Here is a 13,324-nt window from a genome sequence, read left to right on the forward strand (position 1 = left end):
TCCTTCACCAGGCTATCCGCCGCTGATAATGTCTGACGGCCGTGATTATGTCCTCCATACTGTCCCCGCCAAACTTTTCCAACAGGGATTCCGCCAGTACAATCGCCGTCATAGCCTCGCCGACAACCGCCGCCGCCGATACAGCACAAACATCGCTCCGCTCGGTATTGGCTTTCACTGCCTCATGGGTGGCTATATTTACCGACGCCAGCGGTGTCATCAAGGTAGGAATCGGTTTCATGACCGCCCGTACAACCACCGGCTGCCCATTGGTCATACCGCCTTCGATGCCGCCGGCCCGATTGGTCTGGCGGTAAACACCCCGCTCCGGCTCATAAAAGATTTCGTCATGGGCCATACTGCCGGGTAAAGCCGCATATTCAAAGCCGGCGCCGATTTCCACGCCTTTAATGGCCGGAATCGACATGACCGCCGCCGCCAAACGGGTATCCAGCCGCCGGTCCCAATGAACGTAGCTGCCCAGCCCCGGCATTATATTTTCCGCCACCACTTCGAAAACTCCCCCCAGGGAATCCCCCTGTTCTTTAGCCGCCTGAATCAATTGTTTCATTTTTTGTTCTGCCGCCGGTTCCACACAGCCAAGATCCGAACCTTCCTTGTCCCGGAGAATTTCTGCAATACTCCTGCTTTTCGGGGCAACGGCAGCACCGCCAATGTCAGTCACATGCGAAGCGACACAAATGCCGCAGGCTGCCAGCACTTGCCGGGCAATACTGCCGACGGCGACTCTGGCCGCCGTTTCCCGGGCACTGGCCCGTTCTAAAATATCGCGTACATCCTGACGCTGATATTTAAGGACACCGCTTAAATCGGCATGCCCCGGCCGCGGACAAATTACCCGGTCACCGTGTTCCGATCCCTCAACAGCCATCCGCTCTTCCCAGTTGGCCCAGTCCCGGTTGCGTATAATCAACGTCACAGGGCTGCCCAAAGTAAAGCCAAACCGGACACCGGAAACAATTTCCACGCTGTCTTTTTCAATCTTCATGCGTCCGCCCCGGCCATACCCCTGCTGACGGCGCGCCAGTTCCTTGTTAATCTTGTCCACGTCAATTTGAATTCCCGCCGGCAGTCCTTCAATCGTTGCCGTTAGGCAAGCTCCGTGAGACTCACCGGAAGTTAAAAAACGGAACATGCTTTCACCCCATTATCACCTAAACTAATTATAGTCTACATTATAACAAAATTGGCCATAAAGGCCAATTTTTTACTGATTTTTATTTAGTTTCCCCACAGAGTGCGGTCCCGGAGCGGCATTCGCCTTCGGCTTGGCATTCCCGTAACTGTAGATGGTAACGGCTAAATTCCCTTCCAGCTCGGGGGAAGAGCTGGATGCGTTCTTACCGGACTGAACATGCATGTCTATATTTTTAACAATACTAAAGCGCGGACCGTCCTGCAGTTTGACCATAAAATTCATGATGGCAAAATAGTGCCCGCGCACCGTAATCTCGATGGGAATTTCCTGATAACCGGACTTCGCCGCTGCCTGTCCCGGTTTGACTTCCACCAATTGGCTTCCGCTGTCGCGACTGCTTTTTTCAACCTGAGCCATAAAACCGCTAACTTCCACGTTGTCCGGCAACATATTGTCGGTTAAGGCAATTTGCTTGTCAACATCGGCCAGATACCGGTCAGGATCGGGATGGGCCTGAGCAAACGCCTCAACGACCTCCACCCGGCCCCGTTCCGCCTGATACTGTCCCTTGAGCCTTTGGATGGTCCGTTCCTGAGGAACGACTACTCCCGCAATAAATAAGCCTGCCAGCAATACCAGACCGGCGGCCGCCAAAGCAAGTTTATATTTAATATCTAATGCATCCCAGCGTTTCACAGTCTACATCCCCTTGAGCTTCAGGTTGATCTCAAACTTGGTTATCGCTGCCGCGGCATTCTGGTCAGCCTTGATTAACAGCGGTTCGCTGAAATGTTCATCCTGCTCCAGACGTTTTAGAAAGGAAGCGACTTCCGTATAATTGCCGGCCAATCCGTTCACTTGAATCCCGTTTTTCTCCGTCGCGCTTAAACCGGTCAGCCAGACTTCGGGCGGCAGCAGGGAACCGAGACGGGCCAGTGCGGCATACCAGGGCCTTCTTTCCTTGGTTAAAGCAATAAGAATTTGATTCTTGGCGTTCATTCTCTGTTGTTTATTCCTGGCGGTTATCATCCGGCTTTCAGTGGGACGCAATAATTCCATCTGATTGCGGACCGCAGCAATTTGCCGCTCCCAATTCCATATGCGATATTGATTATAACCGTATAGGCCTATACATACCAGAAAAATCAGCATTCCCAGTCCCATGACCATGGATTTGACCGGCCACATAGGGCGTCGTTCCTGCGGCGGCAGCAGATTAATACGAATCATAACTCGCCTCCGTACAAGGCCAGACCCACGGCGACAGCCAGTTGATTGGCACTTTCCCGCACTTGTTCGGGAGCAAAGGAAGGATTCAGATTCAAATTCTGAAAGGGCTGGTGAGTGATTACCGGCGTATCGTCGATTTGCAATGCCATCTGCGAAGCCAGATTGCCCAGTTGTGCCGCACCGCCGCTGAGTATGACCCGGTCCACAGAGGCGTTTTTATACTGAACCTGATAATATTCCATGGTGCGGCGTGTCTCCCGCCCCAATTCCTGCACCAACAGCTGCAGTTGACGGTGCACCGCCGAATCCTCGCCCTCCCCGGCAACAGGCTGTAGCAGGCCCTGCTGCCGCTGTTTGAGACGCTCTGCCTCGGAAAATTCCAGGTCCAGGGTTTGCATCAGCACCTCCGTAAAGCGGTTACCGCCAATATTGATAGAGCGGTTAATAACAGGCACCCCGTTTTGAAAAACAATAATTTGCGAAAATAGACCACCCAGATCGATAATCAGGGAATTTTCCCCATCCGGCACGGTGCGGCAGAGAGCTAACGGTTCAATGTCCACCGCCACCGGAATCAAGCCGGCGTCTTTTACGATACCCACCGTTTCATCCACCGTTTCCTTCATTGCCGCCACCAGCAAAACACGGGTTTCCTCCTCTTCGGCCCTTGCCCCGAGGACAGTAAAATCATAATAACAATTTTCCGGCGGATAGGGCACATAGTTTTCCAGATCCCATTTGATGGCTTCCTTCAGCTCCTCCCGGGTCATCGGCGGAAACGACAATTCCCGGACCGAAACCTGGCGGCCGCTGAGGGCGACCACCGCCTCCCGGCAGGCAGCTCCGCTTCTCGCCACAGCCTGCCGGAGCGCCTCACTCACCATTTCCCGGTCCACCATTCCCTGGCTATCCAGCGAATAGGACGACAATGCGGCGATGTCGAAACGATTTAACGACGGCATACCTCGCTGGAAAACAATTTCGGCGACTTTCACGGCGCTGCCGCCTAAATCAACTCCCAATAACCTGTGGGACCGCCGTCGCAGCCAACCCAGTAGGGAGGAACGCAGCACTTCACTGAACTGCTTCATGATGCGGTTCCGAGTTGACAATTTTAATCGCATTGGAAAGCGCCGTAATGATGTCAACATTAAATTGCTGCTCCAAGGCCTTGATGCGGGTATAGGTCCCGCCCTTGTCCGTTACCACATAACGCGGCGGCAAAAAGTTCAGCGCCAGCGCGACGATGTCATAACGGCACTTTTCACATTTACAAGCCTTTGGATACGCATCCAATACTTCGTCCAGGTTGTTCCAAACCATCTGTTCCATATAATTTTTCAGTTCCATATACATGCCTCCTATTGATTATTCCAGGAATTAATTGTAAAGCCGGAGGAAGTGCCCAATACCTGGTCTACTACTGATTTACTGTAGGTAATGGTGCCTCCATTCATGACCATGCTTCCCGCTGCGACGGAACCCGTTACATTGGCTCCGTCATAGGTCAGTGTTCCACCTGAATATAAGACTGCATTTTCCGGGCCAGTCTGGGTAATATGCATGTTGCCGTTCGCCATAACCAGCGCATCATCGCCTAAGGTACGGTATATATTGGCATCGCCCTGCACATAGACTTTCATATTCCCGCCCCAGGTCCCCTTTTTTCCTCCGCTGTTAAAATTTACACTATCGGCATATACCGTGACGTTGTCACCAAGATTTGTATTATTAAAAGCTACATTTCCTGTCGTAATTATGGTGATATTGCTGCCAATATCGCTGTTAACACTAATATTCCCGGTTGTGATAATTGTAAAATTGTCGCCTAAGTTGCTATTGAATTCCGCACTTCCATTTACAAATATAGTTGCCGTACTCCTGGTTATAAAAGACGGCCCATTGAGCTGAAAAGCTCTGTCAACATAGTACAACCCTGACATATTGCTGTAATCACCGGTGCCGTTGTAGCAGTCTTGCGGCAGAGTAGGTGTAGCGACACCATTCTGCGTTTTGTAATCGTCCGGCGTCAGGGAAACCGAAGTAGATGGAACAGCCGGCTGTGTAACTGTCTGATTCGGTATAAACTGTCCGTCATACACACTGGGGACACTTGCCGTATAATACCAGACATAGTAAATCTGGCTTAAGTAACTGCCGAGATTCCCATATATACTCGAACTGCTATTGGATAATGTTACGGATGCTTTTCCGTCAAAGCCGACAAAAGCCGCATAGGTAAACGCCTGAGACAGATTTGACGAGCCAAGGGTAACATTGACTACCGCCTGCTGGTGGGCATAATTCATTGTTCCTTTTGTTCCAATGACCCCTTGGGAGGTAATGGTCCGGTTATCCCCGTTGCCGGCTATACTGACAAGGTAGGTCCCGTTTCCTAACAGCACAGAACCTTGCGTTCCGGTCCAGGCGGGATCATTCAATAATTCAAGGACAGCCCGCCGTACGCCCGCTTCGGCCAGATATTGGGCCGCAATTTTATTATTATAAGAAGATGACATTTTGCTTTCCGCGATAATGACACTCGTAAGCCCGGCCCCAATGACCCCCAGTAACATCATGACAATGACGGCTATTATGGATGAGAATCCTTTCTGGCATTGCCACGCCGGCCTGCTCGTCCCCCGCATTTGCTTATCCTCCATCGTCTCAGTTCACGGTAAAGTTTCTGGCGCCCAAACACACGATACTACTCTCCAGAGCAACTGTAATGCCCGTACTCCCATCCTGAACCGTAACCAATACCCGGAGCTGTTTGTCCGCAGGGCTGGTAAACATGGCTGTATCGCCGCTGTTAGGAACAATCCGGATGTTCCCCGGCTGATTGTTTACCCCGTTGCCGGCGAAGGGAAGGGACGAGCCGTTATTAATTGTCTGGCACAGCGTTTGGGTTTTAGAATTCACACCATAGATGACCGTGTCACCGTCCGGCCGTATAATTGTAATCGTGCCGGTGGCGCTATTTAACGTGACTGAAGTTGCATAGCGCAGATCCCGGATAATAGTATCCACAGCGATCCGGGCCGTCTCTTGCAGGTCCGCCCGGCTAATGCCAGTCTGCCAGACCGTAACGGACGTTGACAAGATACTAACTGCCGCCGACAACAGCAGCGTGCCGATGAGCAATCCCACCAGTAATTCGACCAACATAATTCCGGACTGGGTTTGTACTACCCGTTTCATAGTTCACTCCCGCTGCAGCTAATATTGCGGAACTTTTGCCTTCCACAAATAATAAGTTACCAATTGCACGCTGGGATTCGAGCCGGCTTCCTTCCAGGATACCGTAACGGTAGCTTGGATCAACTTCCCTTTGTCGGTATCTTCGGCAACGGCATAATCGGTTCGCATTGTATAATTCTCCCCTTGCGGACCGGTTTGGACCTGAGTTTCGGAAGAATTATTATGAACATCCCAGAACGCATCGGGCTGTTGTTTTAAATTTTCCATCTGCTGCTGGGCCAAACCCGCGGCAACCGTACGCCGGCTGGCCGCAGTATTGGCTTTGGTTGTTTGCAAAAATACCCCGGCAATGGCCAGCAAAGCTACGCTAACAATAAACAGGGTCAAAACCGCGTCCAGCAGCAAGTAACCGCCGCAACGCCATTCCCGCTTCATCGGCTAATCTCCTCCGACATTTATTCCGGCGAAATTAGTGGATCGGACCTACCCGGACCCGCCCGACTACCGGCTCAATAAATACGTTCTCAAACCGGTTAATCCCCGTATGCTCGAAAACAATGGTTTTCCCTCCCGCAAACGGTACGCCGGCGGCAGTAAATGTGATTGGACTTAGGGTGCCGGTTGTAATCACCCGGGAAGGATAGGTAACATATTTAAGACTCTGAGAGCCGTATGTAATACTGTAACCATAGGGAGACCCGTTGGCAAAGGTAATGGTATACAAGGCCGCCGTACCATCATCGCCCGCATTCACCGCTTGCTGCTGCAGCCAGCGGATGTCGGCGGCCAGCTGCCGGGCCGTATTGTCCAGGTCCCGCTGCGCCAGGGACTGGCCGATCCGGGGAACGGCAATCAGCGCCACAATACCGATAATCGCAATCGTAATCACCAGCTCAACCAGCGTAAAACCCCACTCTCTCATGGCGTCACCTCAGAAAATTAGCCAGGTACCAGGCAAGAATCCGATAGCCGTACAACAGGCTGATAAAAGCTCCTAGCGCGATAAACGGGCCAAAAGGGATAAAATCCTTGCGGCCTTTTATTTTCAGCAGCATCAAAATGGCGCCACCCAGTCCCCCCAGGAAAAACGACAGCAATAATGCCAACAATGTCAGTTGCCAGCCCAGCCACAGCCCCAACGCCGCGGCAAACTTCACATCACCGCCGCCCATGCCGCCGCGGCTGACCACGGCGACCAGCAACAACAAGCCGCCGCCCAGCAGAGCTGCAAGAACCATGTTCCCCAACGGCAGACTCCCCGTTATCCAATTTATCAAAACACCCGCTCCGGCAAACCAAATCAGCACCTTGTCCAAAATGAGCTGGTGGTCATAGTCAATGAAAGTAATCACGATTAAAAAAGAAACAAATATAAGAGAACGAATCAGTCCCGCCGATAAACCGAAAATCAGTAAACAGCCAATATATAAACAGGCCGTTAGGAGTTCCACAACTATATAACGGGAAGAAAAAGGAGTCCCGCAATAGCGGCATTTGCCGCCTAGCAAAATAAAACTGACTACCGGAATAAGATCCAACGGTTTCAGCCGCCGGCTACAGGACATGCAATGAGAAGGCGGAAAAAGTAAAGATTCCCCTCTGGGTAAGCGGTAAATACAAACATTAAGAAAACTGCCAATTAGTAGGCCAAACAGAACAATAAGAAAATATTGCAAAGAGACGCCTCCAGTAAATAACTCATAAATTGCATTCATAAAAATCCAATATTTAATTTAGATATACAGCCAGGAACCTATTAACCTCCTGGCTGTATACACACCCATCGTATTGGCGTAAAATTATCAGTGAAACGTGTCCGCGGTATACGTGCTGTTGCCAATAGTAGCAATCCCACGTCCGTCGCCATTTATGCCATAAGCGATAGCAGCATTTTTAGTAGCACCGCCAATGATATAATTACCCGTTGGAGGAGTAGGAGCTACGGCCAAATAAGTAGGCACTAATGCAGCAATGTTAGCCGGAACAGCGCCACCGCTATTAGACATAAACAGTTGACTGGCCGTATCAATCGCACTTAAGTCTGCCTGTACCTTAGCCGTATTCGCTGACGCAATACTGTTAACATATTTGGGTACAGCAATAGCAGCTAAAACCCCGATAATTGCAATCACAACCAACAATTCAATGAGCGTAAATCCTCGTTGGCACTTCATTTTGTTTTTCAAATTAACAAACATAATAGTCACCTCCTTTCTTGGTAATTATTTAAAAGCATTCACATTGGTTATGACATCAAAGAGCGGCAGCATAATTGATATAACAATAAAGCCGATTACCACTCCCAATATCCCGACAATCACCGGCTCCATGATGCTGCTTAGCCGTCCGACCATATCATCCACTTCATTTTCGTAAAAGTCGGCGATCTTTTCCAGCATGGTGTCCAGGGTGCCGCTTTCTTCGCCAATGGCGGTCATCTGCACCACCATTGGCGTGAAAACCTGGCAGGCTGCCAGCGTATTGGCCAGAGACAAGCCCTCTTTCACGTCCTTTTGCGCCCTGGTCAGGGCGGTTATCATATTCAGATTGCCCGTTGTCCGTTTGACAACTTCCAGCGCCGTGATCAGGGAGACCCCGCCCCGGACCAGGGTACTTAAAGTACGGCTAAACCGGGCAATGGCGATTTTCCGCAGCAGTACGCCGTACACCGGCAGACGCAGCAGGAACGAATCGATGAAAAACCGGACTCGTTCCTGTTTATAAGCAAAACCCAATCCAATGGTTCCGGCCAGCAAAAGAACGATAAGCAGCGGCCAGTCCTGCCGCAAAAAACCGCTGATCGCCAGCAGCATGCGGGTTGGCATGGGCAGTTCTACCTTCATGTTTTTAAACATGTTCATAAAGGTCGGCAACACAAAAGTCAGGATGAAAATGACGACCACCACGGCCATGCTGATGACTACCGCCGGATAGGTCAGGGAAGATTTCACTTTTTCATTTAATTTGTACTCTTTTTCAAAATGCGCCGCCAGGCGGGTCAGCATGTCATCCATGACGCCGCCCACTTCGCCGGCCTCAATCATGTTGACCATAATCTCGGGAAAAACACGGGGATAGTCCGCCATGGCCCGCGAAAGGGCTTCCCCTTCCCGTACCCGTTTGTAAACATCTTGCAGCACCGTTTTCAGACGCTTGCTGCCGGCCTGTTCAATTAAAATATTCAGGCACGTAATTAAGGGAACCCCCGCGTCCACCATGGTAGCAAACTGCCGGCAGAATACGGCCAGTTCCTTAATTTTGACCCCCTGCCATTCTTCCAGACGGCCGAGAAGCGAAGCCGTACGGCGCTGTTCCCTAATCTGAGTAATGAAATATCCTTTTTCCCGAATATGAATGGCCACGGCAGCTTCGCTTTCGGCCAGAATACTGCCCTCAAACACCTGCCCCAGCCGGTCTTTTGCTTTATAGGTAAAGGTTTTGGACATTGGGCTTCTCTCCTAATTTTCCGCTTGATTACGAACCGTTGGCCAGACGCATAAAAGTCTCCTGATTAATGGCTCTGGCCAAGGCTTCTTCATAGGAAACAATGCCTTGGCGATACAAATCGCGCAGGGATAAATCCATGGACTGCATGCCAAACCGGGCCCCTGTCTGGATCACGGAAACCAACTGGTGGGTTTTCCCCTCACGGATCAGGTTGCGGACCGCCGGATTTGCCATTAATATTTCCAGTGCCGCTACCCTTCCTGCGCCGTCGGTCCGGGGCAAAAGCTGCTGACAGATAATGCCCTGCAGGGTGAGGGAGAGCTGAATCCGGACCTGCTGCTGCTGATAAGGCGGAAAGACGTCGATAATCCGGTCGATGGTTTGGGCGGCGTCACTGGTGTGCAGCGTGGCAAAAACCAGATGGCCTGTTTCGGCCGCCGTCACGGCGATGCCGATTGTTTCCGCGTCCCGCATTTCCCCCACCAGAATGACGTCCGGATCTTCCCGGAGGGCCGAACGGAGTGCATTGGTAAAGGATTTGGTATCGGCATGAATTTCCCGCTGATTGACAATGCTTTTATTATGTTTGTGCAAATATTCGATAGGATCTTCCAGGGTAATGATATGGCAGGCCCGTTCCCGGTTTATCAGGGACAGCATGGCCGCCAGGGTAGTCGACTTGCCGCTGCCCGTAGGTCCGGTAACCAGTACCAGTCCCCGCGGCAGCCGGGCCAGCGCCCTGACTGCTTCGGGATGACCCAGTTGTTCCAGAGTCGGAATATTTTCGTTGACAATCCGGATGGCAATCGCCACGGAACCCCGCTGGCGAAAGGCGTTGACCCGGAAGCGGCTGACGCCGGGAATGGCAAAGGAAAAATCCAAATCTCCCGACTCACTAAACTGCTGCTGCTGTTCCTGGGATGCAATGGCTTCGAACAAAGCCGCCGTATCGCGGTAGGTCAGAGGGGGAAAGTCGGTGGGGATCAGACTGCCGTTAATCCGTAAAATCGGCGGCACACCCACCGTAATATGTAAATCGGACGCACGGCGTTCCACCGCCGTGCGCAGTAGGGTTTCCATCATTTTATTGGCCTCCGTTAGATTCCTGCATAGGCGACCCGCATAACTTCTTCTACGGTTGTCAGTCCCGTCAGGGCTTTTTGTATGCCGTCTTCCCGCATGGATAACATGCTTTCCTGAGAAGCAGTCTGGCCAATTTCATCCGCCGCAACCCGCAGGTTGATTAACTCCCGGATTTTGGCGCTGACCGGCATCACCTCATGAATCGACATCCGGCCCCGGTAGCCGGTGCGGCCGCAAGCGGAACAGCCTGTCCCCCGGTACAGTGTAATATCGCGCTGTGGTTCAATGCCTAAAAATACCCGCTCCGTAGAATCCGGCGCCGGATGGTAGGGCCTTTTACACTCCGGACAAATGAGCCGTATCAGGCGCTGAGCTACGACTCCCAACACAGAGGACGCGACTAAAAAAGGTTCCACCCCCATATCAATCAGGCGGGTAACCGCCCCCGGCGCGTCATTGGTATGGAGGGTGCTGAGAACCAGATGCCCCGTCAACGCCGCCCGCACGGCAATGTCGGCGGTTTCCCGGTCCCGGATCTCACCGATCATGACAATGTTCGGGTCCTGCCGCAAGATCGACCGCAATCCACCGGCAAAAGTCAAGCCGGCTTTCTGATTCACCTGCACCTGATTGACACCTTCCAGACGGTATTCTACCGGGTCTTCGACGGTGATAATGTTCTTGCCGGGAGAATTGAGCTCGGTCAAGGTGGAATATAGCGTAGTGGTTTTTCCTGATCCCGTGGGACCCGTAACCAGAATCATCCCGTACGACCGGGTAAATAAATTTTGATAGCGGCGAAGATTTTCCGGGGAGAAACCCAGCTTTTTAATATCAAGGATGACCGCTTTTTTATCCAGAATCCGCATAACCGCTTTTTCACCCAGAATCGTCGGCAGGGTTGATACGCGGATATCGATTTCGCGGCCGGCTTCCCGCAGCTTAATGCGGCCGTCCTGAGGCAGCCGCTTTTCAGCAATATCCATGTCGCTCATAATTTTGATCCGCGAAATAATCGCGGCATGAAGGTCCCGGGGAAAGGAAGAAATTTCTCTTAATACGCCGTCAATACGAAAGCGGACCCGCAAAGTCTTATCCTGCGGTTCAATATGAATATCGCTGGCCCGTTCGCGCACAGCCTGACTAAACAAAGAATTGACAATCCCGATAATCGGCGCATCATCGGCTGTTTGCACTTCCGCCGTTAGACCGGCCTCTTCCGGGCGAAGCTGATTCACTGCTTTCTCCACCAGGGCCGTCACGCCGTACACGGCGCTGATAGCCCGCTGAATTGCCCTTTCGGCGGCAATAACCGGTTCGACATCACAGCCGCTGACCATCCGTACGTCGTCAATTGCGAAAAAATTCGTCGGGTCAACCATTGCCAGGGTTAGTTTGCGGCCTTCTTTTTTAATGGGAATCACTTGATATTTCTCCGCCAGGGATGAGGGAATCAAATGACCTGCTTCTTTATCCAACTGTACATTTATCAGGTCCACGTGAGGCACGCCAAGCTGAAATTCAAGCACTTCAATCATGCTTTCTTCCGACAAATACCCCTGATTGATAAGCACTCTTCCCAGCCGTTCATTGGTTTTTTTCTGTACATTCAGCGCCTTTTCCAACTGTTCCGGCGTCAATAACCCTGTTTCAATTAGTAAATCGCCAAGACGCTTGCGAGTTTTCCGCATAGGCCACCACCTTATGTGAAGCTGCTAAAAAGATCGTTGACGAGAAGCTCTATGTATAAAAAAAACAACCGTGAGACGCAAAGAAACAAAGAACCCTGCATCCTGGCCGGTTGCACTAGTTGCTCCGCTTAGTATAAAGTGCCCATCTGATTACTAAACTTCGTCGCATCCAAGATTGTTAACGTTCTATTCTATTTTGATAACATTGTCTGATATTCGATTTATTCAGCGTGATTCCTGCTGATTTTGTAAAGCTTTAACGCAAATTTAATTATTTGTAAAATGGTGCTTTTTTCCAAAACAAAAAAAGACTTGGTTTAACCAAATCTCTTATAATTCTACTTTTTTCTCGGTCTGTCATTTTTACTAAACAATAAACATACGGCAAGCTTCTCGAAAAAACGGTGTATTTTCGTACCGATAAACTCCCGGCTGCTTAACGGCAAAACCCAAATCGTGAACAGCCCCAGACGATTCCCCCCCAGTATGTCGGTAAAAAGTTGATCACCCACTACGGCTACCTGGTCCATATTCAGATTCATAGCGGCTACGGCCTGGCGAAAACCGGTTTTGGCCGGCTTGCAAGCCCGGGCCACAAAGGGAATGTCGAACCGCTCCGCTATTTCCTGCACCCGTCTTTGTTTATTATTAGACACTAAGCTGATCTTAAATCCGGCGTTCAAAAGATTACGGATCCATTCTGTAATCTGCGGACACATCTCGGAAGTACCCCAGGGAATAATGGTATTATCCAAATCAAAAATCACGCCCCGGATGCCTTTTTGTTTTAACTCTTCCGGGTTAATATCATACAACGAATTCACCATCAGCCCGGGATGCAATAAGTTATGCAATCAAGCACCTCCTTAAAATATATCTCGTGACTTGAATTATATCATGTAATATAGAAAAATCAAAAGCCATCCGTCTTAAAGGGAGCAATTATGTAAATACTTCTAGTCAACTTAAGGCAGATAGTCTGCGACATACAGGATATTTTCAAAGGATGCGCCAGCATCCATCCTTCCGAGTTATCATCGCAAATCCTTTATAATACAAAAAACGCTTATCAAAATGATAAGCGTTTTTGCGAACCGGCAACTTCCTATCCTTCCAGGCCGTTTCCAGCCAAGTACTTTCGGCGTTTGTGGGCTTAACTACTGTGTTCGGTATGGGAACAGGTGGATCCCCACAGCGATCGCCACCGGATTTATATCCGACTGTTGATAACGCCCCATCTGCGTTGTTGTCGTTCCGGGCGTTCCCTCCAACGTACTTACCAGTACGATTCCGGTCACGTCCTCACTCCGCCTAGCAGCTGTGACATTCTGAACAGTCTTCGTATATACAAGAGAGAATTTGTTCCCTCAAAACTTCACAGAAGAAAGGATGAGCAAAAAATGAAGTCAAGCCCTCGACCGATTAGTACCAGTCAGCTTCATCCCTTACAGGACTTCCACACCTGGCCTATCTACCTTATCATCTCTAAGGGGTCTTACTAGTCTACACTATG

General features: G+C 50.6%; 15 protein-coding genes, 2 rRNA genes and 1 riboswitch. All 17 genes read right to left on the minus strand.

Going from position 1 to position 13,324, the window contains the following annotated elements; translation table 11 throughout:
- Positions 1-4 precede the first annotated feature (4 nt).
- Positions 5-1,156 carry a chorismate synthase gene (gene aroC / locus LUCIF_RS10325; RefSeq protein WP_122627813.1) on the minus strand — a complete coding sequence of 384 codons (1,152 nt, stop codon included), beginning with the start codon at positions 1,154-1,156 and terminating at the stop codon, positions 5-7.
- 72 nt (positions 1,157-1,228) lie between these two features.
- Positions 1,229-1,855, minus strand: a complete 627-nt coding sequence (locus tag LUCIF_RS10330) for a type IV pilus inner membrane component PilO (protein ID WP_122627814.1) — start codon at positions 1,853-1,855, stop codon at positions 1,229-1,231.
- A gap of 3 nt (positions 1,856-1,858) precedes the next feature.
- A complete protein-coding gene (locus tag LUCIF_RS10335) occupies positions 1,859-2,389 on the minus strand; it encodes a PilN domain-containing protein (protein ID WP_122627815.1) in 531 nt (176 codons plus the stop codon).
- Positions 2,386-3,480, minus strand: coding sequence for a type IV pilus assembly protein PilM (gene pilM / locus LUCIF_RS10340; RefSeq protein ID WP_165865959.1), 1,095 nt, complete (start codon positions 3,478-3,480; stop codon positions 2,386-2,388). The genes LUCIF_RS10335 and pilM overlap by 4 nt, the downstream gene beginning before the upstream one ends.
- A complete protein-coding gene (locus tag LUCIF_RS10345; protein ID WP_122627817.1) occupies positions 3,464-3,739 on the minus strand; it encodes a late competence development ComFB family protein in 276 nt (91 codons plus the stop codon). Before LUCIF_RS10345 ends, pilM begins: the two co-directional genes overlap by 17 nt.
- A gap of 11 nt (positions 3,740-3,750) precedes the next feature.
- Positions 3,751-5,037 carry a pilus assembly PilX family protein gene (locus LUCIF_RS10350; protein WP_122627818.1) on the minus strand — a complete coding sequence of 429 codons (1,287 nt, stop codon included), beginning with the start codon at positions 5,035-5,037 and terminating at the stop codon, positions 3,751-3,753.
- Between the two features lie 19 nt (positions 5,038-5,056).
- Complete coding sequence (locus LUCIF_RS10355; RefSeq protein WP_122627819.1) at positions 5,057-5,590, minus strand: PilW family protein; 534 nt, start codon at positions 5,588-5,590, stop codon at positions 5,057-5,059.
- A gap of 18 nt (positions 5,591-5,608) precedes the next feature.
- Positions 5,609-6,025 (minus strand): hypothetical protein, encoded by a 417-nt coding sequence (locus LUCIF_RS10360; protein ID WP_122627820.1) that lies wholly within the window; start codon positions 6,023-6,025, stop codon positions 5,609-5,611.
- Positions 6,026-6,059: 34 nt separating this feature from the next.
- Positions 6,060-6,512, minus strand: coding sequence for a prepilin-type N-terminal cleavage/methylation domain-containing protein (locus LUCIF_RS10365; RefSeq protein ID WP_122627821.1), 453 nt, complete (start codon positions 6,510-6,512; stop codon positions 6,060-6,062).
- 4 nt (positions 6,513-6,516) lie between these two features.
- Entirely contained in the window at positions 6,517-7,305 is a 789-nt protein-coding gene (locus LUCIF_RS10370) for a prepilin peptidase (protein WP_122627822.1), read from the minus strand.
- An 87-nt stretch (positions 7,306-7,392) separates the two neighbouring features.
- On the minus strand, positions 7,393-7,788 hold the full coding sequence (locus LUCIF_RS26990; RefSeq protein ID WP_122627823.1) for a competence type IV pilus major pilin ComGC: 396 nt from the start codon (positions 7,786-7,788) through the stop codon (positions 7,393-7,395).
- Positions 7,789-7,812: 24 nt separating this feature from the next.
- A complete protein-coding gene (locus LUCIF_RS10380) occupies positions 7,813-9,036 on the minus strand; it encodes a type II secretion system F family protein (protein ID WP_122627824.1) in 1,224 nt (407 codons plus the stop codon).
- A gap of 28 nt (positions 9,037-9,064) precedes the next feature.
- On the minus strand, positions 9,065-10,120 hold the full coding sequence (locus LUCIF_RS10385) for a type IV pilus twitching motility protein PilT (RefSeq protein WP_207857411.1): 1,056 nt from the start codon (positions 10,118-10,120) through the stop codon (positions 9,065-9,067).
- A 14-nt stretch (positions 10,121-10,134) separates the two neighbouring features.
- Positions 10,135-11,811 carry a type II secretion system ATPase GspE gene (gene gspE / locus LUCIF_RS10390; RefSeq protein WP_122627825.1) on the minus strand — a complete coding sequence of 559 codons (1,677 nt, stop codon included), beginning with the start codon at positions 11,809-11,811 and terminating at the stop codon, positions 10,135-10,137.
- A 95-nt stretch (positions 11,812-11,906) separates the two neighbouring features.
- Positions 11,907-11,991: riboswitch (cyclic di-GMP riboswitch) on the minus strand.
- A gap of 158 nt (positions 11,992-12,149) precedes the next feature.
- Positions 12,150-12,665: a YqeG family HAD IIIA-type phosphatase gene (locus LUCIF_RS10395; RefSeq protein ID WP_122627826.1), complete on the minus strand. Its 516-nt coding sequence runs from the start codon at positions 12,663-12,665 to the stop codon at positions 12,150-12,152.
- Positions 12,666-12,903: 238 nt separating this feature from the next.
- Positions 12,904-13,020, minus strand: a 5S ribosomal RNA gene (gene rrf / locus LUCIF_RS10400).
- Positions 13,021-13,213: 193 nt separating this feature from the next.
- Positions 13,214-13,324, minus strand: a 23S ribosomal RNA gene (locus LUCIF_RS10405); the annotation flags it as partial.

Origin of the sequence: Allolucifera butyrica (genome assembly GCF_900476375.1) — a bacterium.
GTDB classification, from domain to species: Bacteria; Bacillota; Negativicutes; order Sporomusales; family UPPP01; genus Lucifera; species Lucifera butyrica.

What these genes read in the sequence shown, in the direction of transcription:
- aroC (WP_122627813.1), bottom strand. Translation starts at nt 1,156, where the DNA reads ATGTTCCGTTTTTTAACTTCCGGTGAGTCTCACGGAGCTTGCCTAACG.
- LUCIF_RS10335 (WP_122627815.1), bottom strand. Translation starts at nt 2,389, where the DNA reads ATGATTCGTATTAATCTGCTGCCGCCGCAGGAACGACGCCCTATGTGG.
- pilM (WP_165865959.1), bottom strand. Translation starts at nt 3,480, where the DNA reads ATGAAGCAGTTCAGTGAAGTGCTGCGTTCCTCCCTACTGGGTTGGCTG.
- LUCIF_RS10345 (WP_122627817.1), bottom strand. Translation starts at nt 3,739, where the DNA reads ATGGAACTGAAAAATTATATGGAACAGATGGTTTGGAACAACCTGGAC.
- LUCIF_RS10350 (WP_122627818.1), bottom strand. Translation starts at nt 5,037, where the DNA reads ATGCGGGGGACGAGCAGGCCGGCGTGGCAATGCCAGAAAGGATTCTCA.
- LUCIF_RS10355 (WP_122627819.1), bottom strand. Translation starts at nt 5,590, where the DNA reads ATGAAACGGGTAGTACAAACCCAGTCCGGAATTATGTTGGTCGAATTA.
- LUCIF_RS10360 (WP_122627820.1), bottom strand. Translation starts at nt 6,025, where the DNA reads ATGAAGCGGGAATGGCGTTGCGGCGGTTACTTGCTGCTGGACGCGGTT.
- LUCIF_RS10365 (WP_122627821.1), bottom strand. Translation starts at nt 6,512, where the DNA reads ATGAGAGAGTGGGGTTTTACGCTGGTTGAGCTGGTGATTACGATTGCG.
- LUCIF_RS10370 (WP_122627822.1), bottom strand. Translation starts at nt 7,305, where the DNA reads ATGAATGCAATTTATGAGTTATTTACTGGAGGCGTCTCTTTGCAATAT.
- LUCIF_RS26990 (WP_122627823.1), bottom strand. Translation starts at nt 7,788, where the DNA reads ATGTTTGTTAATTTGAAAAACAAAATGAAGTGCCAACGAGGATTTACG.
- LUCIF_RS10380 (WP_122627824.1), bottom strand. Translation starts at nt 9,036, where the DNA reads ATGTCCAAAACCTTTACCTATAAAGCAAAAGACCGGCTGGGGCAGGTG.
- LUCIF_RS10385 (WP_207857411.1), bottom strand. Translation starts at nt 10,120, where the DNA reads ATGATGGAAACCCTACTGCGCACGGCGGTGGAACGCCGTGCGTCCGAT.
- gspE (WP_122627825.1), bottom strand. Translation starts at nt 11,811, where the DNA reads ATGCGGAAAACTCGCAAGCGTCTTGGCGATTTACTAATTGAAACAGGG.